Origin of the sequence: Luteimicrobium sp. NPDC057192, assembly GCF_042670205.1 — a bacterium.
Classification (GTDB): Bacteria; Actinomycetota; Actinomycetes; order Actinomycetales; family Cellulomonadaceae; genus Luteimicrobium.
In genome coordinates this window covers 1-24863 of record NZ_JBHUWD010000006.1, presented here as the reverse complement: position 1 = coordinate 24863, position 24863 = coordinate 1, and the positions used below count along the sequence as shown (strand labels likewise).

28 protein-coding genes are annotated in these 24863 nt (G+C 75.3%); 16 read left to right on the top strand and 12 right to left on the bottom strand.

What is annotated here, in order from left to right:
• Window positions 1-23: 23 nt before the first annotated feature.
• The gene (locus tag ACFT5B_RS04765; protein WP_386796836.1) at window positions 24-794 is read right to left on the bottom strand and encodes a hypothetical protein; all 771 of its coding nucleotides are present in this window, start codon (window positions 792-794) and stop codon (window positions 24-26) included.
• Between the two features lie 119 nt (window positions 795-913).
• Complete coding sequence (locus tag ACFT5B_RS04760; RefSeq protein WP_386796835.1) at window positions 914-1609, bottom strand: phosphatase PAP2 family protein; 696 nt, start codon at window positions 1607-1609, stop codon at window positions 914-916.
• A 102-nt stretch (window positions 1610-1711) separates the two neighbouring features.
• Between ACFT5B_RS04760 and ACFT5B_RS04755 the strand changes: the two genes are divergently transcribed.
• From ACFT5B_RS04755 to ACFT5B_RS04735, 5 genes are read left to right on the top strand one after another with little or no spacing between them, the layout of a single operon-like run.
• Entirely contained in the window at window positions 1712-2371 is a 660-nt protein-coding gene (locus ACFT5B_RS04755; RefSeq protein WP_386796834.1) for a response regulator transcription factor, read from the top strand.
• Entirely contained in the window at window positions 2368-3705 is a 1338-nt protein-coding gene (locus tag ACFT5B_RS04750) for a sensor histidine kinase (RefSeq protein ID WP_386796833.1), read from the top strand. Before ACFT5B_RS04755 ends, ACFT5B_RS04750 begins: the two co-directional genes overlap by 4 nt.
• Before the next feature lie 8 nt (window positions 3706-3713).
• Window positions 3714-4247: a PadR family transcriptional regulator gene (locus ACFT5B_RS04745; RefSeq protein ID WP_386796832.1), complete on the top strand. Its 534-nt coding sequence runs from the start codon at window positions 3714-3716 to the stop codon at window positions 4245-4247.
• Window positions 4244-4999, top strand: coding sequence for an ABC transporter ATP-binding protein (locus tag ACFT5B_RS04740; RefSeq protein ID WP_386796831.1), 756 nt, complete (start codon window positions 4244-4246; stop codon window positions 4997-4999). Before ACFT5B_RS04745 ends, ACFT5B_RS04740 begins: the two co-directional genes overlap by 4 nt.
• Window positions 4996-7329, top strand: coding sequence for an FtsX-like permease family protein (locus ACFT5B_RS04735; protein ID WP_386796830.1), 2334 nt, complete (start codon window positions 4996-4998; stop codon window positions 7327-7329). The genes ACFT5B_RS04740 and ACFT5B_RS04735 overlap by 4 nt, the downstream gene beginning before the upstream one ends.
• A gap of 64 nt (window positions 7330-7393) precedes the next feature.
• Here ACFT5B_RS04735 and ACFT5B_RS04730 read toward each other — a convergent pair whose 3' ends face one another.
• Window positions 7394-7975 carry a TetR/AcrR family transcriptional regulator gene (locus ACFT5B_RS04730; protein WP_386796829.1) on the bottom strand — a complete coding sequence of 194 codons (582 nt, stop codon included), beginning with the start codon at window positions 7973-7975 and terminating at the stop codon, window positions 7394-7396.
• Between the two features lie 86 nt (window positions 7976-8061).
• Between ACFT5B_RS04730 and ACFT5B_RS04725 the strand changes: the two genes are divergently transcribed.
• From ACFT5B_RS04725 to ACFT5B_RS04710, 4 genes are all read left to right on the top strand, one after another.
• Complete coding sequence (locus tag ACFT5B_RS04725) at window positions 8062-8919, top strand: NAD(P)H-binding protein (protein ID WP_386796828.1); 858 nt, start codon at window positions 8062-8064, stop codon at window positions 8917-8919.
• A 69-nt stretch (window positions 8920-8988) separates the two neighbouring features.
• Window positions 8989-9789 (top strand): (Fe-S)-binding protein, encoded by an 801-nt coding sequence (locus ACFT5B_RS04720; RefSeq protein ID WP_386796827.1) that lies wholly within the window; start codon window positions 8989-8991, stop codon window positions 9787-9789.
• A complete protein-coding gene (locus ACFT5B_RS04715; protein WP_386796826.1) occupies window positions 9786-11273 on the top strand; it encodes a LutB/LldF family L-lactate oxidation iron-sulfur protein in 1488 nt (495 codons plus the stop codon). Before ACFT5B_RS04720 ends, ACFT5B_RS04715 begins: the two co-directional genes overlap by 4 nt.
• Window positions 11270-12220 carry an LUD domain-containing protein gene (locus tag ACFT5B_RS04710; RefSeq protein ID WP_386796825.1) on the top strand — a complete coding sequence of 317 codons (951 nt, stop codon included), beginning with the start codon at window positions 11270-11272 and terminating at the stop codon, window positions 12218-12220. Before ACFT5B_RS04715 ends, ACFT5B_RS04710 begins: the two co-directional genes overlap by 4 nt.
• Before the next feature lie 79 nt (window positions 12221-12299).
• On the opposite strand, the gene ACFT5B_RS04705 is transcribed toward ACFT5B_RS04710, so the two are convergent.
• Entirely contained in the window at window positions 12300-13517 is a 1218-nt protein-coding gene (locus ACFT5B_RS04705; protein WP_386796824.1) for a cation:proton antiporter, read from the bottom strand.
• A gap of 106 nt (window positions 13518-13623) precedes the next feature.
• Here ACFT5B_RS04705 and ACFT5B_RS04700 point away from each other — a divergent pair, with 106 nt between their 5' ends.
• The gene (locus ACFT5B_RS04700; RefSeq protein ID WP_386796823.1) at window positions 13624-13992 is read left to right on the top strand and encodes a DUF2568 domain-containing protein; all 369 of its coding nucleotides are present in this window, start codon (window positions 13624-13626) and stop codon (window positions 13990-13992) included.
• Here the strand turns inward: ACFT5B_RS04700 and ACFT5B_RS04695 are convergent.
• Window positions 13921-14571 (bottom strand): TetR/AcrR family transcriptional regulator, encoded by a 651-nt coding sequence (locus tag ACFT5B_RS04695; protein ID WP_386796822.1) that lies wholly within the window; start codon window positions 14569-14571, stop codon window positions 13921-13923. The two genes, ACFT5B_RS04700 and ACFT5B_RS04695, sit on opposite strands and share 72 nt — an antisense overlap.
• Before the next feature lie 103 nt (window positions 14572-14674).
• Between ACFT5B_RS04695 and ACFT5B_RS04690 the strand changes: the two genes are divergently transcribed.
• Complete coding sequence (locus ACFT5B_RS04690) at window positions 14675-15580, top strand: SDR family oxidoreductase (RefSeq protein WP_386796821.1); 906 nt, start codon at window positions 14675-14677, stop codon at window positions 15578-15580.
• 28 nt (window positions 15581-15608) lie between these two features.
• Here the strand turns inward: ACFT5B_RS04690 and ACFT5B_RS04685 are convergent, their stop codons facing one another.
• On the bottom strand, window positions 15609-16592 hold the full coding sequence (locus ACFT5B_RS04685) for a sigma-70 family RNA polymerase sigma factor (RefSeq protein ID WP_386796820.1): 984 nt from the start codon (window positions 16590-16592) through the stop codon (window positions 15609-15611).
• Window positions 16593-16680: 88 nt separating this feature from the next.
• On the opposite strand from ACFT5B_RS04685, the gene ACFT5B_RS04680 reads away from it, so the two are divergent.
• On the top strand, window positions 16681-17133 hold the full coding sequence (locus ACFT5B_RS04680; RefSeq protein ID WP_386796819.1) for a carboxymuconolactone decarboxylase family protein: 453 nt from the start codon (window positions 16681-16683) through the stop codon (window positions 17131-17133).
• A 52-nt stretch (window positions 17134-17185) separates the two neighbouring features.
• Here the strand turns inward: ACFT5B_RS04680 and ACFT5B_RS04675 are convergent, their stop codons facing one another.
• The 3 genes from ACFT5B_RS04675 to ACFT5B_RS04665 all read right to left on the bottom strand — a co-directional run bounded on the left by ACFT5B_RS04675 (window position 17186) and on the right by ACFT5B_RS04665 (window position 19945).
• The gene (locus tag ACFT5B_RS04675; protein ID WP_386796818.1) at window positions 17186-17995 is read right to left on the bottom strand and encodes an ABC transporter permease; all 810 of its coding nucleotides are present in this window, start codon (window positions 17993-17995) and stop codon (window positions 17186-17188) included.
• Window positions 17992-19053 (bottom strand): ATP-binding cassette domain-containing protein, encoded by a 1062-nt coding sequence (locus ACFT5B_RS04670; RefSeq protein WP_386796817.1) that lies wholly within the window; start codon window positions 19051-19053, stop codon window positions 17992-17994. The genes ACFT5B_RS04675 and ACFT5B_RS04670 overlap by 4 nt, the downstream gene beginning before the upstream one ends.
• Before the next feature lie 184 nt (window positions 19054-19237).
• Window positions 19238-19945, bottom strand: a complete 708-nt coding sequence (locus tag ACFT5B_RS04665) for a PadR family transcriptional regulator (protein ID WP_386796816.1) — start codon at window positions 19943-19945, stop codon at window positions 19238-19240.
• Window positions 19946-20063: 118 nt separating this feature from the next.
• Here ACFT5B_RS04665 and ACFT5B_RS04660 point away from each other — a divergent pair, with 118 nt between their 5' ends.
• Together ACFT5B_RS04660 and ACFT5B_RS04655 are read left to right on the top strand one after the other, a co-directional pair.
• Window positions 20064-20495: an NUDIX hydrolase gene (locus ACFT5B_RS04660; protein ID WP_386796815.1), complete on the top strand. Its 432-nt coding sequence runs from the start codon at window positions 20064-20066 to the stop codon at window positions 20493-20495.
• Window positions 20492-21286, top strand: a complete 795-nt coding sequence (locus ACFT5B_RS04655) for a DUF2599 domain-containing protein (protein ID WP_386796814.1) — start codon at window positions 20492-20494, stop codon at window positions 21284-21286. The genes ACFT5B_RS04660 and ACFT5B_RS04655 overlap by 4 nt, the downstream gene beginning before the upstream one ends.
• Before the next feature lie 11 nt (window positions 21287-21297).
• Here ACFT5B_RS04655 and ACFT5B_RS04650 read toward each other — a convergent pair whose 3' ends face one another.
• Both ACFT5B_RS04650 and ACFT5B_RS04645 read right to left on the bottom strand, forming a co-directional pair.
• Window positions 21298-21735 (bottom strand): DUF4267 domain-containing protein, encoded by a 438-nt coding sequence (locus ACFT5B_RS04650; protein ID WP_386796813.1) that lies wholly within the window; start codon window positions 21733-21735, stop codon window positions 21298-21300.
• Between the two features lie 39 nt (window positions 21736-21774).
• Complete coding sequence (locus ACFT5B_RS04645) at window positions 21775-22242, bottom strand: cupin domain-containing protein (RefSeq protein WP_386796812.1); 468 nt, start codon at window positions 22240-22242, stop codon at window positions 21775-21777.
• An 84-nt stretch (window positions 22243-22326) separates the two neighbouring features.
• On the opposite strand from ACFT5B_RS04645, the gene ACFT5B_RS04640 reads away from it, so the two are divergent.
• Window positions 22327-22824 (top strand): MarR family winged helix-turn-helix transcriptional regulator, encoded by a 498-nt coding sequence (locus ACFT5B_RS04640; protein ID WP_386796811.1) that lies wholly within the window; start codon window positions 22327-22329, stop codon window positions 22822-22824.
• Between the two features lie 13 nt (window positions 22825-22837).
• Here ACFT5B_RS04640 and ACFT5B_RS04635 read toward each other — a convergent pair whose 3' ends face one another.
• Window positions 22838-23749, bottom strand: coding sequence for a LysR family transcriptional regulator (locus ACFT5B_RS04635; protein ID WP_386796810.1), 912 nt, complete (start codon window positions 23747-23749; stop codon window positions 22838-22840).
• 89 nt (window positions 23750-23838) lie between these two features.
• On the opposite strand from ACFT5B_RS04635, the gene ACFT5B_RS04630 reads away from it, so the two are divergent.
• Window positions 23839-24825, top strand: coding sequence for an EamA family transporter (locus ACFT5B_RS04630; protein ID WP_386796809.1), 987 nt, complete (start codon window positions 23839-23841; stop codon window positions 24823-24825).
• Window positions 24826-24863: the final 38 nt, after the last annotated feature.

Sequence of the window (24863 nt, the reverse complement as noted above, 5' to 3'; positions counted from 1 at the left end):
AGGCAGCGCGTGTCTCGGCGGAGTTACGCCGTGGTTTCCGCCGGCGACGGCGCTCGCGAGAGCGCGAGCGCGTGCAGTCCGACCCCTGCGACGATCGCGGCAGCCAGCACGGCCGTGACCACGCCCTGCCCGACGCCGAGCCCGCCGTCAGCCGTCGGCTTGCCGAACAGGTCGGCGGCGGACGCCCCGAGCGGGCGGGTCAGCACGTAGGCCGTCCAGAACGCGCCGACCGCGTTCCAGCCCCACACCCGGTACCCGAACGCCGGGACCGTGAGGAGCACCGCGAACAGCAGGACCGCCCCGGCGTACCCGAGGGCGGTCGTGGTGGCGACCAGGTCGCCGACCGCCGTGCCCGCCGCGAACGTCGCGACGACGGTCGCCCAGTAGAAGAGCTCACGCCGCGTCGTCCTGATCTCGTGCACGTCGAGCGTGCCCTCGACCCGCTTCCAGGCGACGAGCACGACGGCCAGCAGCGCCAGGTACGCCGCCGACGACACCGGGTACGGCACGCCGAACCCGACGTGGACGACGTCCGCGCACATGGTCCCGAACACGCCGACCGCGACGACCGCGAACCAGTACCGCGCCGGCACGTAGCGGCGGGCGCGCAGCTGCACGGTGAGCGCCACGACGAACAGGACCAGCCCCGCGAGGACGGCGGGCACGGGGCCGAGGGTCTGGACGGACCAGTCGGACGTCGACTCCCCGAGCGCGGTCGAGAGCGCCTTGAGGACCCAGAAGCCGGCCGTGACCTGCGGGACGCGGACGAGCGCCGACGCCAGGGCCGGGCGCACCGGCGCGACCGCCCGGTGTCCGCCACCGGATCCCGCCCCCGCTGTGACGGCGGCCTCTCGGGGGGTGGAGAGGGGGACGGGGCGGGATCCGGCGCGGGGTCCGGTGGGGCGCGGGGACGTCACGGACGCACGCTCGCACGCGCGACCTGCCACGAACCTGACTCGTCCGTCCGGCCGGGCCGCGGCCACGGCGGCCGCGCCGGCAACGCCTGCGGCACGAATCGTCTCGCGAGGACGACGGTCGCGAGCGCGACCGCCGCGCCGAGCGACGCCGCCGCGAGCGTGTCGCTCAACCAGTGCACGCCCACGACCGTGCGGCTGAGCACCATCACCGCAGGCCAGGCGACGGCGAGCGGCCGCAGCCACCGGACGCCCAGCAGGAGGACGAGCAGCAGGGCGAGGGTCGCGGCGTTCGCGACGTGCCCGGACGGGAACGAGTCGAACGAGCCCGGCATGCCCGCCGTCGGGGGCCGCGGCCGGTCGACGAGGTGCTTGGTGACCTGCGTGGCCACGAGCGACAGCACGCCGCCCGCGACGAAGACGAGCGCCGCCAGCCGCGACCGCAGCCACCACACCAGCGCGGCGAGCGCGGCCGGGATCTCGACCCCGCCGACGACGCCGCCCCCGAGGTCGCTCACGAGCCGCGCACCCGGCGTCACGCCCGGGGCGTGCCATCCCGCCACGACGCCCGCCCACCACGTGTCCACGCCGAGCGGGTCGCCGCCCACGGCGAGCACCGCCACGAGCAGCACGACGAACGGGACGAGCACGACGGCCGGGAGGACGAACGCACGCAGGGAGAGGGAGCCTCGCACCGGGCGACCGTAGAGGCGCCGACCTGACGCCCACCTGACCACGCCGGCGGCGCGCGGCGTCCCCGCGGGCCGGCCCCGACGCGCCGACCCTACGATGGCCGCGTGGCCGTGATCGGCGTCTGCGAGGACGACCCGAGGATCCGGGGCGTCGTGCGCGACGCGCTCGAGCACGCCGGGCACGAGGTCCGCCTCGCCTACCGGGGCACCGAGGCCGTGCGCGCGTTCGGCCCCGGGTCGGGCGTCGAGGTGCTCGTGCTCGACATCGGCCTGCCCGACGGCGACGGCCGCGACGTCTGCCAGGCCCTGCGCGGCGCCGGGCAGCAGGCGCCCGTCCTGTTCCTCACGGCCCGCGACGCGCTCACCGACCTCGTCTCGGGCTTCGGCGCGGGCGGCGACGACTACCTGACCAAGCCGTTCGCCGTCGCCGAGCTCCAGGTCCGGGTGGCCGCGCTCGCCCACCGCGGCAGGCCGCCCGTCCCACCCAGCGGGCTCAGCCTCGACCCGGCCGCGTTCGCCGTCCGGTGGGGCGGCGCGTCCGCCCAGCTCACGCCCACCGAGTACCGGGTCCTCGCGGCGCTCGCGGGCCGGCGGGGCGAGGTGGTCCGCCGGCACGAGCTCGTGGCCGCCGGCTGGCCCATGGGCGCCCAGGTCGCGGAGAACACGCTCGACTCGTTCGTCCGGAGAGTCCGGACCAAGCTCGAGGCCGTCGGGGCCCCCGTCGCGCTCGAGACCGTCCGCGGCGTGGGCTACGTGCTGCGATGAAGCTCGCCGCCGCGCCCGGCGCCCGCAGCCTCCGCACGCGGATCGCAGCGGCGACGGCCGCGGTCACGCTGCTCGGGGCCGTCGTGCTCACGGGCGTGGTGTGGCTCGTGCTCGACCGCGTCGTCGCCGCCGACGCGCGCTCGGCGCTCGCGGACCGCACCGCGACGGTGTCCGCGGGGCTCGTGGTCGACGGGTCGGACGTCACGCTCGACACGAGCGCCGCGCGCGACGCGACCGTCTGGGTGTTCGCGCCCGACGGCACGGCCGTGGAGGGCCCGTCGGGCGGCGAGCTCGACGAGGAGGCTGCCGAGGTCGCGCGCGACCCGGGCGCCGAGCCCGCCGAGTGGCACGACTGGCTCCTCCAGGCCGAGGACGTGAGCGGCACCGACGACGTCCTCGTGGTCGCGCTGCCGATCGGCGGGTACGAGTCGACCAAGCACCTCGCAGCGCTCCTGACGGCGCTCGTGGGCGTCGTCGTGGTCGCCGCCGTGACGGTCCTGACGGCGTGGTCGACGCGGCGGGCGCTCGGACCCGTGACCGGGATGGCACGCGACGCCGCGGCATGGAGCGCCGCCGACCTCGACCGGCGCTTCGGGCTCGGCCCCCCGCACGACGAGATCACCGAGCTCGGGAGCGTCCTCGACGGGCTCCTCGACCGCGCGGCCCAGGCGATCCGCGCCGAGCAGCGGCTCACCGCCGAGCTCGCGCACGAGATCCGCACCCCCCTCACGGTGATCCGCGCCGAGGCGGAGCTCGCCGCCATGGACGCGGCGGCGCGGGGCACGTCCACGGAGCGGCTCGACGCGATCATGGCGTCGGTCGACACGCTCACGGGGGTGGTCACCACCCTCCTCGCGGTGAGCCGCGGCGAGCGGGTCGTCGACGCCTCCACGCCCGTGGACGACGTCGTCGGCGCGGCGGTGGCGGTCGCCGCCCCGCCCGAGCACGTCGCGGTCACCGTCGACCCGGCCCCCGGGGTGTTCGTCGCGGTCCCCCTCGAGGTCGCCTCGCAGGCCGTCGCGCCCGTCGTCGCGAACGCGCTCCGCTACGCGCGCTCGCGCGTGCGGGTGGCGGCTCGGGTGGCCGGGGACGTCGTCGAGGTCGTCGTCGAGGACGACGGCCCCGGCGTCGACCCGGAGCTCGCGGACGAGATCTTCGAGCCGGGCCGGCGTGGGCCGGACAGCCCGGGCGCCGGGCTCGGGCTCCCGCTCGCGCGGAGGGTCGCGCGGCTCGCCGGGGGCGACGTCCGCCTCGATGCGCACGACCCCGCTCGATTCGTGGTGTCGCTGCCGGTCAGACGCACTATTCACTCGGGGTATACCTCGCGTGTATAGTCGCTCGCATGAGCGTCCCGCTGACCCTTCTCGGCCTCCTCGAGCGTGAGCCGTCCCACGGCTACGACCTCAAGCGCGCCTACGACACGTGGTTCGGCCACGACAAGCCCCTGCCGTTCGGGCAGGTGTACTCCACGCTGGCGCGGCTCACCCGGGACGGGAAGGTCGTGGTCAGCGAGACCGAGGCCGGCGCGGGCCCGGAGCGCAAGCGCTACGTCATCACCGAGGAGGGTGCGTCCGACGTCGAGACGTGGCTCCAGGAGCCCGTCGCGCCGGAGCCCCACCTCCAGTCCGTGCTGTTCAGCAAGGTGGTGCTCGCGATCCTCCTCGGGCGCGACGCCCACGACTACCTCGACACCCAGAAGGTCGCCCACCTGCAGCGCATGCGCGAGCTCACCGCGATCAAGAGCACCGGCGGCTCTGCTGCACTTCTCGACACGCTCCTCGCCGACAACGCCCTCTTCCACCTCGAGGCCGACCTGCGCTGGATCGACGTCACCGTCGCCCGCCTCGACCAGCTCACCCGGGAGATCCACTCATGACGACCACCGACCAACAGCCGGCCGGGCCCGGCCCCGTCCTCGAGGCCCGTGGCCTCGAGCTCTCGTTCGGCCCCACCCCCGCCCTGCGCGGCGCCGACCTCGAGGTCGCGCGCGGCGAGCTCGTCGCCGTCATGGGCCCGAGCGGCTCCGGCAAGACGACGCTGCTCCACTGCCTCGCCGGCATCCTCGTGCCCGACGCGGGCGAGGTCTGGTTCGACGGGGGCGGCGACGACCGGGCGCACGGCCGCACGAGGGTCGACACGCTCGGCGAGACCGGCCGCTCCGCGCTGCGCCGCGACCGGTTCGGCTTCGTCTTCCAGTTCGGCCAGCTCGTCCCCGAGCTCACCGCCGAGGAGAACGTCGCGCTCCCGCTGCTGCTGTCCGGCGTCGGACGGGCGCAGGCGCTCGAGGCCGCCCGCTCCTGGTTCGCCCGGCTCGAGCTCGACGGCCTCGAGAAGAGGCGGTCCGGCGAGCTGTCCGGCGGGCAGGCGCAGCGCGTCGCGCTCGCACGCGGGCTCGTCGCCCGGCCCCCGGTCCTCTTCGCCGACGAGCCCACGGGCGCGCTCGACTCGCTCACGGGCGAGCGCGTCATGGACCTGCTGCAGGCGGCGGCGCGCGAGCAGGGCACGACCGTCGTCCTCGTGACGCACGAGGCGCGCGTCGCCGCGTACGCGGACCGGCTGGTCCTCGTCCGCGACGGCAAGGTCACGTCGCCCGCCCCCGTCGCCGCGGTCACGGCGGGTCGGCCGTGATCCGCCTCGGCCTCCGGCTCTCCGTCGCGGGCGGGCGTGAGGCGATCGTCCGGCTCGGGGTGATCGCCGCGGCCATCGCGCTGGGGGTCGGGCTCCTGCTCACCATGGTCGCGGGCCTCACCGCCGTGACCGCGCAGAACCAGCGGTACGCCTGGCTCGAGACGGGCTTCGACCCGACGACGGTCGCCGCCGGGCAGGACCCGGGCGGCGCAGACGGCGACGTGCCCGCACCCCCGCCCGCCCCCGCCGACCCGGCGGGAGCTCCCGACGACGGCAAGGCGGCGGTGGACCCGCTGTGGTGGCAGCTCTCCGCGGACACGTTCGAGGGCAAGACGATCGGCCGCGTCGACGTCGCCACGACCGGTCCGGACTCGCCGCTCCCGCCGGGAGTCGACGCCCTCCCCGGGCCCGGGCAGTACGTGGCGTCACCCGCGATGCAGAAGCTGCTCGCCGAGACGCCCGACGACGAGCTCGCCGCGCGCTACGGCTCGCCGACGAACGCCGGGACCATCGGCGACGAGGCCCTTCCCTCCCCCGCCACGCTCGTGATCATCGTCGGCCGGACGCCCGCGGAGCTGTCCCAGTCCGGGCACGCGGTCCAGGTCACGAGCATCGCGACGGTGTCCCCGGACGCGTGCGCCGGCGAGACCTGCGCCGTCGGGCTCGGGATGAACAAGAACGCCGTCGCGCTGGTCTTCGGCGTCGTCGGGGTGGCCCTCGTGATCCCGATCCTCGTGTTCATCGGCGCGGCCACCCGGCTCTCCGCGGCCCGGCGCGAGCAGCGGCTCGCGGCCATGCGACTCGTCGGGGCCACGCCCCGCCAGGTCCGGACCGTGGCCGCGATGGAGTCGGTCGTGGCCGCGGCGGCGGGCACGGTCGTGGGCTTCGGGGTGTTCCTGGCACTGCGCCCGCTCGTCCTGCAGATCCCGCTCACCGGATCGAGGTTCCAGGCCGCCGACTACAGGCTGAGCCCCCTCGACGTCGTCCTCGTGCTCGTCCTCGTGCCGGTCGCCGCCGCGGTCGCGTCCCGGTTCGCGATGCGCCGCGTCGTGGTCTCACCGCTCGGGGTCAGCCGTCGGACCGCACCGAAGGACCCGAGCCCGTGGCGCCTCGTCCCGTTCGCGGCGGGGCTCCTGTGGCTGGCCTGGCTCGCGGTCGCCGGGCCGCCGAGCACGACCGGAGCCCAGCTCACGAGCTACCTCGGCGGCATCGCGGTCGTCATGGTCGGGCTCGTGGTGGCCGGTCCATGGCTCACGCGCGCCGGATCCCGCCTGCTCGCCGTCCGGACCGGCAGGCCGACCGTCCTGCTCGCGGGGCGGCGTCTCGGCGACGACCCGCGCGCCGCGTTCCGCAGCGTCAGCGGCCTGATCCTCGCGCTGTTCGTCGGGACGGTGGCGACCGGGACGATCACCAGCTTCGTCGCCGAGCGCGGCCCGGCGGCCGTCTCGACACAGGCCGGGAACGTGCTCGTCAAGAACCTCGAGGGCCGGCGCGAGGCAGGCTCGACCGTCACCGTGCCGGGCTCGCTCGTCTCCGACCTGAGCGCGGTGCCGGGCGTGTCGGGCGTCGCCGTCGTCCACACCGGACCGGACGCCCAGCCCGAGGACCTCGGCATCCCCGACGGCCTGTGGGGCCACCCGGGCTACGTCTCCTGCGACGAGCTCGCCACTCTCCCCACCTGGGGCACGTGCTCCCCAGGGGCCGACGTCGCGCTCGTCGCATTCGACCCGACCGACGACCGGACCGGGGTGGTCTGGCCGACGGCCGACGTCGACCCGGCGTCCCTCGGCGGGCTCGACACGCTCGGCGTGGGCGTCCAGACCGACGGCTCGACGGCGGCGATCGAGCGGTCGCGCACGATCGTCGAGGCCGTGTACCCCGGCGGGATGACGCCCTACACGGTGCACGAGGAGCAGTCGAGCTCGACGAGCGAGCTGGCCCAGTACCAGCGGCTCGCCGAGGTGATCGTCGCCATCAGCCTCGTCGTCGGCGGGTGCAGCCTCGCCGTCAGCGCGGCCGGGTCGGTGAACGAACGCAAGCGCCCGTTCAGCCTCCTGCGGCTGACCGGCGTCCCGCTCGGCATGCTGCGGCGGGTGATCACGCTCGAGACGGCGGTCCCGCTGCTCGCGGGGGCCGTGGTCGCGGTCGCGGCGGGTTTCGGGACGGCGCAGCTCTTCCTGGCCGCGCAGCTCGACTACGACCTGACGGCGGTCGGCGGCGCCTACTGGGCGTCGGTGGGGATCGGGCTGGTCGTCGGGCTCGGGGTGATCGCGTCGACGTTCCCGCTGCTGCGCCGCGTCACCGGCCCGGAGACCGCGCGCAACGACTGACGGTCCCGACCGGGAGAACACGAGGGCGGGGTGGTGGCTGCGGCCACCACCCCGCCTCGCTGCGTCACGGCGACGGCCGCAGCCCGCGGACGACGACCTCCAGCCCGAGCCCCGTGCGCCCGGCGGGCAGGTGGCGCTCCATCGCGAGCGCCCCGCCCACGACCGCGTGCAGCTCGGCGACCGTCAGGTCGGCCCGCACGGCGCCGTCGCGCTGGGCCGCCGCGAGCAGGTCGGCGAGCGCCGCGCTGAGCCGGCGGGCCTGCTCGTCCCCCTCGACGCCGAGGGTCCCGCCGAGCGCCTCGCTGAGCGCGACGTTGTGGCGGGCGTGCTCGATGAGCTCGACGAGGAACCCGGAGAACGCCTCGCCCGGCGCTCCGGGCGAGGCGTCGGCGCCGAGTCCGGCGACGAGCGCGTCCGCCGCGTCGGCGAGCCGCCCCAGCCTCCCGGCGACGACGGCGGAGACGAGCGCCTCCTTGGTCGGGAAGTGGCGGTGCACCGTGCCCGCGCCGACACCCGCACGGGCGGCGACGTCGTCGAGCGGGACGTCGGTACCGGCCGCGGCGAACGCCTCGTCCGCCGCGGCGAGGATCTTCGCGCGGTTGCGGACGGCGTCCGCGCGCGGTGCACGGCCGGCAGGTCCGGGCATGGCGACTCCTCTTGCTAACCGGGGCGCGCGCCCCGTATCTTCGTAAGCGGGGCACCCGCCCCGCATCAGTATGGCAGGAGGAACCCATGACCATCGCCGTCACCGGCGGCAACGGCGAGCTCGGCCGCGCCGTCGTCACCGCGCTCACCGCCCGCACCGACGAGCCCGTCGTCGCGACCGTCCGCGACCCGTCCCTCGCGTCCCTGCCCGACGGCGTCGCCGTGCGTCCCGGCGACTTCGACGACCCCGCGACCCTCGAGCGCTCGCTCGTGGGCGTCTCCACGCTGCTCGTCAACGCGACCTTCTTCGGCGCCGACACGAGCCGCCGCGCGCCCCGCGTCGCCGCCGCGATCGACGCCGCCGCCCGCGCCGGGGTCGATCGCGTCGTGCTCACCACCTGGGCCGACCTCGACCGCGCGACCGTGCCGCTCGTCCAGGACTACGTCGGGCTCGAGGCCCGGCTGCGCGCCGCCGGGCCCGACTGGACGATCCTGCGCGCGTCCACCGGCCTCGCCGACGCCCTCGCGCGCGACGTCGTCTGGGCCCGCCGGGCCGGCGAGCTCGTCGCCCCCGCGGACGGCGCCCGCGCCACGCCCGCCGCGCTCACCGACCTCGCGGAGGCGGCCGCCGTCGTCCTCACGTCGGACGGGCACGACGGCGCGGTCCACGAGCTCACCGGGCCCGACGTCGTCACCTGGGACGACCTGGCCGAGCTCGCCGGGACCCCGCTGCGCACCGTCCCCGAGGACGCCTACCGCGAGGTCGCCGCCGGAGCCGGGTTCCCTCCGGCCGCCGCCCGGCAGCTCCTCGACCTCTACCGGGACCTCCGCGGCCCGTGGTCGAGCGAACCCACGTCGACGCTCGGGGAGCTCCTCGGCCGCGCCCCCGTCCCGGGCGTCGAGGCCGTCCGACGGCGCGTCGCGGCCTTCCCGGTCGCGTCCTGACGGGACGACGCCCGCCGGGGGCGCCAGACTGGGGACGAACCGCGCGACTCGCCCCCGAGGAGCCCGACCATGCGCATCGCCCTCGCCGCCACCTGTATCGGTGACGCCCTCTTCCCCCAGGCGCCGCAGGCCACGGTCCGCCTGCTCGAGCGCCTCGGCCACGAGGTGGTGTTCCCGCCGGGTCAGGCGTGCTGCGGGCAGATGCACGTCAACACCGGCTACCTCGACGCCGCGTACCCGGTCGTGCGCAACCACGTCCGCGCGTTCGAGCCCGTGCTGGACGGCGAGTTCGACGCCGTCGTGCTGCCCTCGGGGTCGTGCACGGGCGCCGTCCGGCACCAGCAGGCGATGGTGTGCCGCCGGGCCGGGGACGAGGACCTCGCCCGCCGCGCCGACGCCGTCTCGCGGCACACGTACGAGCTCTCCGAGCTGCTCGTCGACGTGCTCGGCGTGACCGACGTCGGCGCGCACTTCCCGCACCGGGTCACCTACCACCCCACGTGCCACTCGCTGCGCATGATCCACGTGGGCGACAAGCCGCTGCGCCTCCTGCGCGCGGTCGACGGCATCGACCTCGTCGAGCTTCGGGACGCCGAGAGCTGCTGCGGGTTCGGCGGGACGTTCGCACTGAAGAACGCCCCGACGTCGACGGCGATGCTCGCGGACAAGGTGACCGCGGTGAAGGAGACCGAGGCGGAGGTGCTCACGGCGGGCGACTACTCGTGCCTCATGCACATCGGCGGTGGCCTCTCGCGGCTGCGCGCGGGCGTCCGGATCATGCACCTCGCGGAGATCCTCGCCTCCACGCTCGACGAGCCCGTCGAGGTCGGCGGCCCGGGCGCGCACGCGGCCGAGGGGAGCGCCGCATGAGCACCGCGACGGGCCCCGCGTCCACGAACCCCGTCTTCCTCGGCGTCCCGCACCCGCGCGAGCCGCTGCGCTGGGGCGACCCGTTCCCGACGGCGGCCCGCGCGGCGCTCGACGACGCCCAGCTCCGGCGCAACCTCGGCCACGCGACGTCGACGATCCGGGCCAAGCGGGCGCGCGTCGTCGGCGAGGTGCCCGACTGGGAGGAGCTGCGCGACGCGGGCGCCGCCCTCAAGGCGACCATGCTCGCGCACCTGCCCGAGCTCCTCGAGCGGCTCGAGGAGAACGTGACGGCGCGCGGGGGCGTCGTGCACTGGGCGCGGGACGCGGCGGAGGCGAACGCGATCGTCACCGACCTCGTGAAGGCCACCGGCGCCGACGAGGTCGTCAAGGTCAAGTCCATGGCGACGCAGGAGATCGGGCTCGACGAGCACCTCGCGTCCCAGGGGATCGCGGCGTTCGAGACCGACCTGGCCGAGCTGATCGTGCAGCTCGCCGACGACCAGCCCTCCCACATCCTCGTTCCCGCGATTCACCGCAACCGGGCCGAGATCCGGGAGATCTTCCTCGAGCGCATGGGCGACGCGCCCGCGCACCTCACCGACGACCCGGCCGCGCTCGCCGAGGCCGCGCGCCTCCACCTGCGCCGCAAGTTCCTGTCCGCGCGGGTCGCCGTGAGCGGCGCGAACTTCGCCGTCGCGGACACGGGGACGCTCGCCGTCGTCGAGTCGGAGGGCAACGGGCGCATGTGCCTCACGCTCCCGCAGACCCTCGTCACGGTCATGGGGATCGAGAAGCTCGTGCCGTCCTTCGAGGACCTCGAGGTCTTCCTGCAGCTCCTCCCCCGGTCCTCGACCGGCGAGCGGATGAACCCCTACACGTCGCTGTGGACGGGCGTCACGCCCGGCGACGGACCTCAGGAGTTCCACCTCGTCCTCCTCGACAACGGGCGCACCCGCGCCCTCGCCGACGACGTCGGCCGCGACGCCCTGCGCTGCATCCGCTGCTCCGCGTGCCTCAACGTCTGCCCGGTGTACGAGCGGGTCGGCGGGCACGCCTACCAGTCCGTCTACCCCGGCCCGATCGGCGCGATCCTCACCCCGCAGCTCACGGGCGTGCAGTCGCACGACGACCCCAACGCGACCCTCCCCTACGCGTCGACGCTCTGCGGCGCGTGCTACGAGGTGTGCCCCGTGAAGATCGACATCCCGACCCTCCTCGTGCACCTGCGCGCCCGCGACGTCGACGAGGACCACGCCCGCCACCGGCCCACCGGCTGGGGCGCCGCGATGCGGGCCGCGTCCTGGGTGATGTCCGACGGGCGCCGGATGGGGGCCGCCGAGCGCGCGTCCGGGGCAGGGCGCGTCGCCGCGCGCGACGGGCAGATCCGGTCCCTGCCGTTCCCCGGCTCGCTGTGGACCGGCGCCCGCGACCTCCCCGCCCCACCGAAGCAGCCGTTCCGGCGCTGGTGGAAGGAGAACCGATGAGCGCGCGCGACGAGGTCCTCGCCCGGGTCCGGGCCGCGCTCGCGGCACCGCCCACCGGGGAGGTACCGCCACCCGGCGAACGGTCCGGCACGCCCGCGGGGCTCCCCGAGCGCGACGGGCGCCCCGAGCCCGGCGTCGCCCCCGCGTCCGGCGACGGCGCCCCCGCGGGCGACGTCGCCGTGCCGCGGGCGTACCGCGCGTCGGGCGGGCTGGTGGCCGGCGGTGCCGAGGTCGTCGCGCTCCTCGAGGACCGGCTCGTCGACTACCAGGCGACCGTCCACCGCGCCGACGGTGACGTTCCGTCCACCGGCGGTGACGCTCCGTCCGCCGACGGTGACGCTCCGTCCGCCGACGGTGACGCTCCGTCCGCCGACGGTGACGCTCCGTCCGCCGACGGTGACGCTCCGTCCGCCGACGGTAACGCTCCGTCCACCGACGGTGACGCCGGCAGCGGCGACGGTGACGCGCGGGCGGCCGCGATCGCGCGCGTCGTCGCGGAGATCGTGACCACGGCCCGGGCGGACGCGCCCGACGGCGCAGCGCTCGTCGTGCCCGACGGTCTCGCCCCGGCCTGGCTCGCCGCCCTGCCCGAGGGGGTCGCCGTCCGCACGGACTCCCGCGACGCCCCGCTGTCGCCCGCCGACCTCGACGGGTCGCTCGGCGTCGTCACCGCGTGCCGCGTCGCGATCGCGGAGACCGGGACGATCGTGCTCGACGGCGCACCCGACCAGGGCCGGCGCGCGGTCTCGCTCGTGCCCGACCTGCACGTCTGCGTCGTCCGCACGGACCAGGTCGTGCAGCTCGTCCCCGAGGCGGTCCGGCTCCTCGCCGAGCACCCCGAGCGCCCGCAGACGTGGATCAGCGGGCCCAGCGCGACGAGCGACATCGAGCTCGAGCGGGTCGAGGGCGTCCACGGCCCCCGGCGGCTGCACGTGATCCTCGCGTGAGGCGCCGAACCGACCCAGATCGTCGTCTCGACACCGTCCGGGCGACGATCCGCGTCGGTTCGGTGGAACGATCGCCCGGTCAGGCCTCCTCCGGGACCTCCGTGGTCTCGTCGGCGCCCTCCTCGACGTCGCGCCGCGTGCCGCGGAGCGCGAGCGCGACGAGCGGGAACACGAGAACCGACAGCAGCCCCGCGCCGACGAGCGAGGTCGCGGTCGCGCTCGACAGGTCGCCGGCGTCCCGCCCGATGTTCGTGACGGCGACGATGATCGGCAGCGCGGTGCCGGAGAAGAACGCGAGGGAGACGCGGTCGCGCCGCGTCGCCTCCGCCGGGGCCGCGAACGCCCCCGGGATGCCGCGGACGACCAGGAACAGCGCGAGGAACACGGGCAGCCCCGCGAGCGCGAAGCCGGAGCTGACGAGCGCGTCGAGGTCGAACGTGACCCCCGTCGACACGAAGAAGATGGGCACGAGGAAGCCGTAGCCCACGGCCTCGATCTTCGCGTCGACCTGCTCGACGAGCGGGTCCGCGGCGTCCCGCATGAGGGCCTTGAGGACGAGCCCGGCGACGAACGCGCCCAGCAGCATGTCGAGCCCGAGCCAGATGCTGATCGCCACCAGGACGGCCACCACGAGCATGACGAGCCGGACCGCGAACTGCCCGCTCGTGTGCAGCGTCGCCTCGATCGCGCGGTGCACGCGACCGTGCGGCGTCCGGACCGCGAGGACGAGGGCACCCGCCGCCAGGACGACGAAGAGCAGCAGCACCACGGTCGCGGTCCCCGGCTGCCGCCCGCTGAGGAAGATCGAGATCGCGATGAGCGGACCGAACTCGCCGACGGCTCCGACGGCGCTCACGGCCCGCCCGAAGGGGGTCCCGAGTTCCCCGGCGTCGCTGATGACGGGGAGGATCGTGCCGAGCGCGGTCGACGTGAGCGCGATCCCGACGAACACCCCGGCCGCTGCGGTCGACGCGAGGAGGACGCCGAGCCCGACGCCGACCACGAGCGACACGCCCCAGCCCCCGACCGCGCGGCGCAGCGGCCGTCCCCGGATCCCGGCGACGTCGATCTCGTGCCCGGCGAGGAAGAAGAGCATCGCGAGCCCGAAGTCCGAGAGCCGGTCCGTGAAGGCGCTCGGTGTCGCCCAACCGAGCAGCGCGGGCCCGACGAGCAACCCGAGCAGGATCTCGAACACCACGACGGGGACGGGCGCGAACCGCCGGACCCCGCGCGCGAGCAACGGTGCGAGCGCCGCGCACAGCGCGAACAGGACGAGCGTCCACGCCTCCTGGTCCACCGGCACCCTCCGCTCCGACGCCCCGGCGGGTCCGGTCCGTCGTCGCGAACGTATCGCGACCGGCGCGGCGCCGCAGCGGACCGGACGCGCTCGTTACGCTCGCCGCATGCCCGAGCCCGCCGCTCCGCCGTCGCCCGCTCCCGACACCGCCGTGCGGGTCACCGGCGCCGGCGTGCTGGCCTTCGCGGTCGAGCTCGCGATGCTCACGCTCCTCGCGGTGGCGGGCGCCCGGCTCGGCGGCGGCGCGGCCGTGTCCGTGCTGCTCGCCGTCGTGCTCGTCCTCGCGGCGGCCCTGCCGTGGGGCCGGTGGCTCGCGCCGCGCGCGTCCCGCCGCCTGGCCCGCACACCGCGCATCGCCGCCAAGGTCGTGCTGTTCGCGGCGACCGGCGTGCTCGTGGCGGTGTCAGGTCTCGTGGTCGCGGCGATGGTCTTCGTGGTGATCGCTGCGGCGTCGCTGGCCTGGTCCCGCGACTGACGCGGGGCGCCCGTCCGGCTCGGGGTCCGCGAGCTCGCGCAGCGCGGCGAACGTGCGGACGACGAGGTCGTCGTAGTCGGCCGACGGGTCGGCCGTCCAGGCGTGCACGGCGTGCCCGAGCGCGGCGGTGCCGACCTGGGCGAACAGGGTCGCGTGCCACTCGGACAGCCCGCGTGCGCGGAGCCCTGCAGCGACCGTGGCCGCCATCGCGGCGGCCTTGGCGAGCTCGCGCTCGCGCAGCGCGGGGGTGGCCGCGATCACCCGGTGCCGGGCCTCGGCGAGCCGCCGGTTCGCCTCCATGCCGGGGGCCATCGAGCGGAAGGCCTGGAGCATCGCGGCGAGCGGCGGGACGTCGTCCGGAACGGCCGCGAGGGCTCGCGCCATCTCCTCCTGCAGTCCGGCCTCGACGTGGAAGAGGACCTCGCGCTTGTCCGCGAAGTGCCGGAAGAACGTGCGCGCCGTGACGCCGGCGCGAGCGGCGATGTCGGCGGCGGTGGTCTGGTCGTAGCCCCGTTCGTCGTAGAGCTCGAGCGCCGCGCGCTCGAGCCTGTCACGCGCTTCGGCGCCGCTTCGGGGCATCCCGGCAGCGTACTCGCCGCGACCCGTTGGCGTCACTCAGTGACATGACGTGTAGTGTCACTGAGTGACACTACGTCGATCCGATCCGCACCGAGGAGCACGCATGCACGTCTTCGTCACCGGCGGGACCGGGCAGACCGGCCCCGCGATCGTCTCCGAGCTCGTCGGCGCCGGCCACCGCGTCACGGGGCTCGCGCGCTCTGACGCGGCCGCAGCCCGGCTGTCAGCGCTGGGCGCGACACCGTGGCCCGGGTCGCTCGACGACCTCGACGCGCTGGCCGCGGGCGCCGCCCGGTCCGACGGGGTCGTCCACCTCGCCTTCGGCGGCGACTTCAGCGACCCGCAGGCCATGACCCGACGCGACGTCGCCGCGATCGAGGCCCTCGGCGAGCCCCTCGTCGGCACCGACCGGCCCCTCGTCGTGACCTCCGGCACCCTCGTGCTGCCCGCCGGCCGGGTCGGCGTCGAGACCGACCCCGGACGGCCCGACGCCGTCGCCGGCCTGCGGCACGCCGGCGAGCGGGCGTGCCTCGACCTCGCCCCGCGAGGCGTGCGAGCCGTCGTCGTCCGCCTCGCTCCGACGGTCCACGGCCCCCACGACCACGGCTTCGTCCCGATGCTGATCGCGACCGCCCGACGGACCGGCGTCTCGGCGTACGTCGGGGACGGGACGAACCGCTGGCCGGCCGTGCACCGGCTCGACGCCGCCGCCCTCTACCGCCTCGCCCTCGAGGAGGCGCCCGCCGGCAGCACCTGGCACGGCGTCGCCGAGACGGACGTCCCGTTCCGGAGCATCGCCGAGACGATCGGCGAGAAGCTCGGCGTCCCGGCCGAGCCGGTGGACCCCGAGGACGCCGGCGACCACTTCGGCAACCCCTTCATGGCGACCGTCTACGGCGCCGACGTCCCGGCGTCGAGCGAGCTCACCCGGCGGACGCTCGGGTGGGCGCCGCACCACCCGACGCTGCTCGAGGACCTCCGGCACGGCGACTACGTCACGGCGCCCTGAGCCGGGCCTCGGCCGCCGGGCGCCCGGGTCAGGCCGTCTCGAGCAGCACCACGTCCGTCCTGGCCAGCGTCTCGGGGTCCCCGTACACGTCGACGGCGACCACGCGTCCGTCCCGCACCCGCATCGCGTACGCCGACCGCACCTGCCCGCCGAGCACGAACGCGGCGCCCACCGCGCCGTCGACGAGCGCGACCCGCGCCGCGAGCGCCCGCCCGACGAACGCCGTCGCCACCGCGAACGCCCCGTGCTCCTCGGGGGCGAGCACGGGCGCGGGCAGCCCCTGCGCCACCACGCGCGCCGTCGACTCGACGGCCGCCGGGTCGGCGCGCAGGACGACGTCGGGGTCGAGCACCTGCAGGAGGTCCTCGAACCGGCCCTCGCGCGACGCCGCGAGGAACGCCTCCACGACCTCGCGCTGGCGGGCCCGGTCGGCCGAGAGCACGGGCGGCTCGACATGCTCGGCGCCGTCCGGCCCGACGGCGGCCTCGTCGGACGCGAACACCGTCCCCCGGACGCGCCGGCGGGCACGCGACGCGAGCTGTCGGGTCGCCTCGGGCGTCCGCTCGACGATGGGCCCGATCTGGTCGAACGGCACGCCGAACAGGTCGTGCAGGACGAACGCCAGCCGCTCCGCGGGGGTGAGCGTGTCGAGGACGACCTGGAGCGCCGCGCCGACCGCGTCGGCCTCGAGCGCCGCGCCCTCGGGCTCGGCGGCGGACTCGTCCCGGTGCTCGGCCGCGACCTCCTCGACGGGCGCCCACGCGTCCTCGTGGCGCGCGGTGCGGGAGCGGAGATGGTCGAGGCACACGCGCGAGACGACGGTCGTGAGCCACCCGGAGAGGTTGTCGATGGCGTCGCCGCCCGTGCGCTGGAGCCGGAACCACGCCTCCTGGACGGCGTCCTCGGCCTCGGCGCCGTCACCGAGCATGCGGGTCGCGACCGCCCGCAGCCGGGTCCGCTGGGCCTCGAACTGCTGGGCGAGCCAGTCGTCGTCGGTTCTGCGTGAAGTCATCGTCACATCCTTTCGCCGGGGTGCGTCGAAGGGGTGACGAACACGCCCGACCCGACGTGACAGCCGGGTCCGAACCGAGGAGCACCCCATGACCGCTCGCATGAAGAACCCCGCCTCGTACTTCGCCGACGCGCAGAGCGTCCTGCCGACGCTGGGTCAGATCCCCCGCGGCAAGGGCGTCGACGACGAGACCCTCGAGCTTCTCCACTTCCGCGTCAGCCAGATCAACGGCTGCGCCTGGTGCCTCGACTTCGGCCGTCGCACGGCCGAGAAGGCGGGCATGGGGTTCGAGAAGCTCGCCGTCCTGCCGGGGTGGCGCGAGGCGACGGTGTTCTCCGACGCCCAGCGCGCGGCGCTCGAGCTCGCCGAGGCGATGACGCGTCTCTCCGACCGTCCCGAGGCCGTCGACGACGCGATCTGGGCCGAGGCCGAGAAGCACTGGTCCGAGGAGCAGCTCGCCGCGATCATCCTGTGGGTCGCGACGACGAACCTCTACAACCGCCTCAACGTCACGGTGAAGCAGGTCCCCGGGACCTGGTGACGCGACCCGCCGAGCACGGGACCCGGTCCCGTGCTCGGCGGGTGGGACGGCGTCAGGCCGCGCGCTGCAGCGCGCGGAACGCCCGTGTCGCGAGCCACCACACGACGACGGCGGCCAGCGCGAGCCACCCGAGCCGGCTCCACACGAGTCCCCGGTCGGGCGTGGCGGAGAGCGCCTCCCGCCCGGCGACGACGGCCCAGTCGAACGGGTTGTACCGCGCTGCGGTCTGCACCCACTGCGGCGACAGGTGGGGGTCCATGACCGCGGACGACAGGAACATCAGCGGCAGCGTGATGAGCTGCGAGATCCCGATCAGCGCCTCCTGCTTCCCCGTGAGCAGCGCGAACGCGTTGGACAGCGCCGAGAACAGCGCCGTGAGCAGCACGACGGCGAGAGCCACGACGAGCATCCCGCCCACGCCGCCGTCGAACCGCGCCCCGCTCGCCACCGCGACGAGCACGACGACGACGCCCTGCACGACCGCGGTGACCGACTGGTAGACCATGGTCGACGCGACGAGCGCGCCGCGGCTGGTGGGTGACGCGAGGAAACGGTCCATGACGCCGCGGTCCATGTCCTGCACGAAGCTCGTGCCGGCCCACGCGGCCCCGAACATGGCCGTCATCATGACGACGCCCGGGGTGATGAACTCGAGGTAGCTGCCCTGGAAGCCGCCCCCGAACCCGGGGATGTCCACGACGGACGTGAAGAGCGCCCCGAACAGCAGCAGCCAGATCATCGGCTGGACGAGCTGCATGACGACGAACACCGGGATGCGCAGGCCGCCGCGCAGCGCCCGGGCGGCGAGCAGCCCGGTGTGCGTGAGGAAGGACGGCGCCCGGGTCTGGCCGACGGCGCTCATGCCGCCACCTCCTCGGCCACGACGGAGCCGGAGCGGTCCGCGGCGCCGTAGGTGCGCCCGGTGTAGCGGAGGTACACGTCGTCGAGGCTGGGCCGGGCGACGGTCGCCGACGCGACGGGGATCCCGGCGCCCTCGAGCGCCGCGAGGACGCCCGGCAGTGCCGACGAGCCGACCTCGGCCCGCCCGCGCACCTGGGCGCCGTCGACGACGACGTCCCGCAGCCCGGCCTCGCCCACGACCTGGGTGAGGCGCGCGCGGGGCGACCCGAGCAGAGGGGCGCCGTCGCCGGCGACGCTCGCGGCGGCGGACGTGCCGAGCTCCACGACCACCGTGTCGCCGTGCAGCCCGTCCTTGAGCTCGGACGGCGTGCCCTCGACGACGACGCTCCCCCGGTCCACGATCGCGACGCGCGCGGCCAGCCGGTCGGCCTCGTCGAGGTAGTGGGTCGTGAGGAGGACGGTCATCCGCTCGTGGCCCGTCATGCGCTCGATCTCGGCCCACATCTCGGCGCGCGCCTCGGGGTCGAGCCCGGTCGTGGGCTCGTCGAGGAACAGCACCTGCGGCCGGTGGACGATGCCGAGCGCGACGTCGAGCTTGCGCGCCATCCCGCCCGAGTAGGTCTTGACCAGCCGGTTCGCGGCGTCGGTGAGCCCGAACCGCTCGAGGAGCTCGTCGGCGCGGGAGCGCGCGTCGCGGCGCCCGAGGCCCTGGAGCCGGCCCGCGAGGACGAGGTTCTCGCGGCCCGTGTCCATGGGGTCGGTGACGGGCTTCTGGGCGACGTAGCCGACGGCGCGGCGGACGGCGTCGGGCTCGCGCGCGACGTCGAGCCCGGCGACGGTCGCGGTGCCGGAGTCGGCGCGGCTGAGCGTCGTGAGGATCTTGACGGTCGTGGACTTCCCGGCGCCGTTGGGGCCGAGCAGCCCGAAGACGCTGCCGTCGGGGACGTCGAAGGACAGCCCGTCGAGGGCCGTGACGGCGGGCGCGCCGCGGCGTCCGGGGTAGGTCTTGCGCAGGTCGACCGCGCGGGTCGAGGTTCCGGGTGACGTTCCGGATGACATCGTGACTCCTTCTGAGAGGAGTCGCCGGCGAGGGCGGAAGCCGCAGCCCCGATAGCATGGCTGACAGCTCGAAGGTCTTGACGTGATGGTCGGACGGTCCCTCGTGGACGACTCGGGCGATGGTGGTCCGGGTGTTGGCGCACCCGGGCCACCGCTGTTTCCGGCGGCGGCTGGATCGCGAGGATCAGCGCGGTGCCGGTGGTTGGGGTGGGGGCGCGTGGCCGGTGGCGAGCTCGTCGAGCGCGGCGAGGTTCGCGGCGCCGATCTCGTCGACCAGCTCGCCCTCGATCTCGTCGACCGGCTTCCCGGCGGCGAGCAGCGCGTGCATGCGCGCCCACATGTCCTGGCCCCCGACGGTCCCGGCGTCGAGCCGCTCGACGAGCCGCTCGACCCAGTCCCGCTCGGCCTCGAGGAGCGCGAGGTGGTAGTCGGCCTCGACCGCGAAGATCTCCGGCAGCCCCGCCTCCCGCGTCCGCCCCAGGACGGTCCGGCGCGAGGCGATGGTCGTGTCGAGCGAGGCCACGCGCGCCCGCAGCAGGTCGGTGGCCTCCGCGGGCTCGAGCAGGGCGACGAGCGACAGCCCCGCCTCGAGGGTCGGGTACTCGCGCTCGGGGACGGCGAGGATCTCGCGGAGCCAGTCGTGGGCCTCGGTGCGGCCGTCGTCGGTGATCTCGTAGACCGTGCGCTCGGGGCGGTTGCCCTCGCGCTCGGCGCGCTGCTCGACGATCAGCCCGTGCTTCTGGAGCGACTTGATGACCGAGTAGAGCGACCCGAAGTTGAGGCGGATCGAGTCGTCCTTGCCGCGCTGGCGCAGCGTGGTCGTGATCTCGTACGGGTACATGGGCTTCTCCCACAGGCACGCGAGCACCGCGAGCGCCAAGGGGTTCGACACCGGCCGTCGGACCATTACTCACCTCCATATACTTGATTCAGAGTATGTGAGACGCGGGGCTCGCGCAAGGGCACTGCGACTGCTGACACCGCGCGGCCCGGCTGACACGATGGTCGCCATGCGCATCCGAGTCGCCGCCTACGCCGTCGTCCTCGATCCCGACGGGCGGCAGCTCCTCTCCCACTGGAACGAACGCGGCCGGTCGGGCTGGACGCTGCCCGGCGGCGGCCTGGAGTTCGGCGAGCACCCGACGGAGACCGTCGTCCGCGAGGTGCGCGAGGAGACGGGCTACGACGTCGAGGTGGGCGAGCTGCTGGGCATCGACACCGCGGTGTTCCCGCCCGAGCGCCTGGTCGACCCGTCGGGCGGCGCGATGCAGGCGCTGCGGATCCTGTACCGGGCCGCCGTCGTGGGCGGCACGCTGACACCCGAGGCCGACGGGTCGAGCGACGACGCCGGCTGGTTCACGCAGGCCGAGGTCGACGCGCTCGACCGGGTGTCCTCGGTCGACACCGCGCGCCGGATGGCCGGACTGCTGCCGGTGCCATGAGGCGCCTCCCCGCCGCGGCCGCCGTCGGCGCGGTGCTCGCGCTCGCCGGGTGCACAGGACCGACGACGTCCCCCACCTCCGCGGGCACGGCACCCCCGTCCGGGTCGCCTTCCGCGAGCGCCGACGCCCACCGCGGCGACACCCCGACCGCCGCCCCCGACGCGTCCCCGACGCCACGGCCCGCGACGACGGAGGTGACGCTCGGCGGACCGGCCGGACGCGGGTCGCTCGTCGTCGAGGCCCCTGCGGGTGCGACCGTGACGGCCCGCCCGGCGGCGTCGGGCTCGACCCGGGTGACGGTGCGGCACCTCGCCCGGGGAGGCAACGTCGTCGTGCGCGCCACCGACCCCGCCGGTGCGACCTTGCGCGACGAGCTCGACGGGACGTTCGGGCTCGTCACCTCGGGCGGTGCGACGCTCGGCGGCCTCTCGCGGGCGGCCGGCGGCACGGCGCGCGGTGATCAGGGGACGGTCGTCGTGGCGGCGTCGGGCGGCACCGTGCGGCTGTGGGTCGGTACGGGCACCCCGCGCAGCGCGACCTGGGGCGTCAACGAGGGCGGGAAGTCGATCGCGGTCGACGCCAACGCCTGGGCGCGGGCGTCGTCGCACGCGGGGGCCGAGGCGACCTGGTCGGCGCTCGTCGTCGAGCAACCCGACGCGAACAAGCCCGGGATGCACGACCAGCTGCTCTGCCATGCGCTCGGCGTCCCCGACAAGCCGACCTGGAACCTCGAGCCGTGGCGCCCCGACGTCGGGCTGCTCGCGACGCTCGCGGCGAGCTGCAACCCCTGACCCAGGCAGGTTCAGCGTCGGCCGGAGACGACCGGCGATCGGGCGAGCGGGGGCTCCACGGTCGGCGCCGGCTTCTCGGTCAGGAGCAGCACCCCCGTGACCAGCAGCGCGGCCGCCGTCAGGCCGTGCACGCCCAGCGCGGTGGCGACGGACCCGCCGGTCGACAGGATGAGGACGGCGTCGGCCAGCGGGACCACGGTCCACAGCGTCAGCACCCAACCGAGGGCGCGGCGCTGCCCCGTGAGCAGGAGTGCGAGCGGGACGAGCCCCGACGCGAGGTCGCGGGCACCCTTCGTGGCGAGGAACTGCGCCGCGTCCCCCTCGGGCCACACGGCCATCCCGAACTGCGGCGCGGTGGCGGCGGGGAAGAACAGGTAGCTGACGCCGACGTAGCCGATGCCAACGGCGAGCAGGACGGTGAGCGTGGTGGCGAGGCGCTTGCGGGACATGGCGGTCTCCTGCGGCGGGGGGTTCGAGGGACGGGCGGGTCAGCGCCGGGCGCCGAGCGGGCCGAGGAGCCGGACCGCGGCGCGGATCAGCACCGAGGTGGGCCGCATGACGTCGCGGTACCGGTGCAGCACGCCGGCGAGCGGCACCAGGCCGGTTCGACCCGCGCGCTGCAGCCGGTCCATCGCGGTGAAGAACTCCTCGACACGGCCCGCCGGGGTGCTGAGCCAGCGCAGCACGGCCGGCTCGTCACCGGCGTTCCACATGTGGTGCGGGGTGCCCCGCGGGACGACGAACGACTCCCCGGCGGTGAAGCTCTGCTCGTGGTCCGCGAAGCCGACCCGGATCGTGCCCGCGAGGACCGTGAACTCCTCGTCGTGGTGCGGGTGCACGTGCTTCGGCGGTCGCGAGCCCGAAGGTCCGTACGTGGCCTCGACCTCGAAGCGGTCCGGGGTGCTCTCCCGGACCACCAGGGACTCGGACCCGTTGAGCGTCAGCGTGGTCGACATTGCTCCTCCTCAAGTTACTTGCACGCGAGTTGCTTGTAACGAAGGTAGAACACAAGTAACTCGCGCGCAAGCTAAACTGGCGGCGTGGATGACAACGACCGGATCGACGCACTCGTCCAGCAGTGGGCAGAGCAACGGCCCGACATCGACCGCGACGCGATGGCGCTGCTCGCACGGCTCGTCCGTGCCGCCGAGCTCGTGAACGCCCGGACGGACCGGCTCGCCGGCGACTACGGCGTCAACCGCGGCGACGGCGACGTCATGTTCGCCCTGCGGCGGTCCGGAGAGCCCTACCGGCTCTCCCCCACCAGCCTCGCCCGCGCGCTCCTCATGACGACCGGCACGATGACCGGCCGCCTCGACCGGCTCGAGAAGCGCGGCCTGATCGTCCGCGTGCCGAGCGCGCACGACCGGCGCAGCCTCGACGTCGAGCTCACCCCGGAGGGCAAGCGCCTGGTCGACGAGGCCGTCACGACGCACACCGCCGGGCAGCAGGACGTCGTGGCGGCGCTCAGCGCCGAGGACCGCGGCGACCTCGACCGGGTGACGCGCAAGCTCATCGCCCACCTCGCCGACGATTGAGGTCGCGGCTCCGTCAGCCGACCGCGCGGACGGCGGCCCGGAGCCGGTCGCCCAGGAACGCGACGGGAGGCGCCTCCGCCATCGACGCCCGCCACACGAGGCCGACCGTCCGCAGCGGCACCGGGTCGACCACGGGCACGGCGACGACGCCGTCCGGCAGGACGCCCCGCCCGAGCCGGGGCAGGAGCGACACGGCCGCCCCCGCCTCGACGAGCGCGACGTGCGACGCGAACTCCGACGCCCAGTAGCGGATCCGGGGCTGGCGCGGCTGGTCGCCGAACATCCGGACGAACCAGGCGTAGCAGATCGAGTCCTCGAAGGTCGAAGCCCACGGCTCGTCGAGCAGGTCGCCGGGTCCGACGCTCGCCCGCGCTGCGAGGCGGTGGCCCGCGGGGACGAGGAGGTCCGCGACGTCCTCGCCGATCTCCTCGTACCGCACGTGGTGCGGCACCTGCAGCCCGATCCCCCGCCAGGCGTGCACCACGCCGAGGTCCGCGCTCCCGGCCGCGACCTGGGCGACGGCGTCCCAGGGGTCGTACTCGGTGACGACGACGTCGAGGCCGGGCGCCTCCCCCGCGAGGGCGGGGAGGAGCGGTGCGAGCAGGCCGCGCACCGCCGTCGAGAAGGCGACGACCCGGACCTGGCCGGTGGGCGTGGGCGAGGAGCCCGCGGACCGGACGCGGGACGCGACCCGCTCGACGGACCGCAGCAGCTCGCCGCCGTCCTCCACGAGCCGGCGACCGTGCGCGGTGAGCGTGACGCCCCGCCCCACGCGCTCGAGCAGCGGCACCCCGAGGGTGCGCTCGAGCCGCTTGACCTGCTGCGACACCGCCGACGGCGTGTAGCCGAGGTCGGCGGCGGCCGCACCGACCGTGCCCGTCCGCTCGACAGCCACGAGCGCCTCGATCCCCGCGAGGTCGATCATCCGCCACCTCCATCGTTCAGCGCGGCTGCATGAATTCAAGCACGAACATGAGATGGACCTTCATGGTCGTGTGCCCGCACACTCGTGACGTGCCCCTCGCTCCCGTCCGCGCCACCGCCCTGCCGCCCCGCGCCGCCGCCCTCGCCGTGCTCGTCGCCGTCATCTGGGGCGTCAACTTCGTCGTGATCGACGAGGGCCTGGGCGACGTCCCGCCCACGCTGTTCGCCGCCGTCCGGTTCGCGCTCGTCGTCGTACCCGCCGTCTTCTTCGTGCCGCGACCGGCCGCGCGGTGGCGTGACGTCGCGGCCGTCGGCGCCTGCATGAGCCTCGGGCAGTTCGCGTTCCTCTACACGGCGCTCGCGGCGGGGATGCCCGCGGGGCTCGCGTCGCTCGTGCTGCAGGCGCAGGTCGTGCTGACCGTCCTGTTCGCGTCGCTCGCGCTCCGCGAGACCCCGACCCGGAGCCAGCTCGTCGGTGTGCTCGTCGGCGCGGTGGGTCTCGTCGTCGTCGGGCTCGCGGTCGGGGCGCGGACGCCGCTCGCGGCCTTCGCCCTCACTCTCGCCGCCGCCGCTTCTTGGGCCGCGGGGAACGTCGTCTCCCGGCGGATCGGTGCGGCGAGCGCTGCCGCCGGCCTGAGCCGCCCGACGTCGGGCCTCTCGCTCACCGTGTGGTCGGCCGTCGTCGTGCCCGTCCCGCTCTTCGCGCTCTCGCTCGTCCTCGACGGCCCCGACGCGGTCGGGCACGCGCTCGCGCACCCCACCCTCGCGGCGGCCCTCTCGACCGCGTACACCGTGTACCTGTCGACGCTCCTCGGCTACGGCGTGTGGAACTCGCTCCTCGCGCGCTACGCCGCGTCGGCGGTCGTGCCGTTCACGATGCTCGTCCCCGTCGTCGGGGTCGCGACCGCGTGGCTCGTGCTCGGCGAGGTCCCGAACGGAGGCCAGGTCGTCGGGGGCGCGCTCCTCCTCCTGGGCGTCGCGATCACGACGGGACTCCTGCGCCGCCGTGCGGCAGCAACGCGCGACGCCGCGGCGCCCGCTCCCGAGCCCGAGCAACCACGGACGCTCGCGAGGTAGCGCTTCTCGCCCGAGGTAGCGCGGAGTCCGTGCTACCT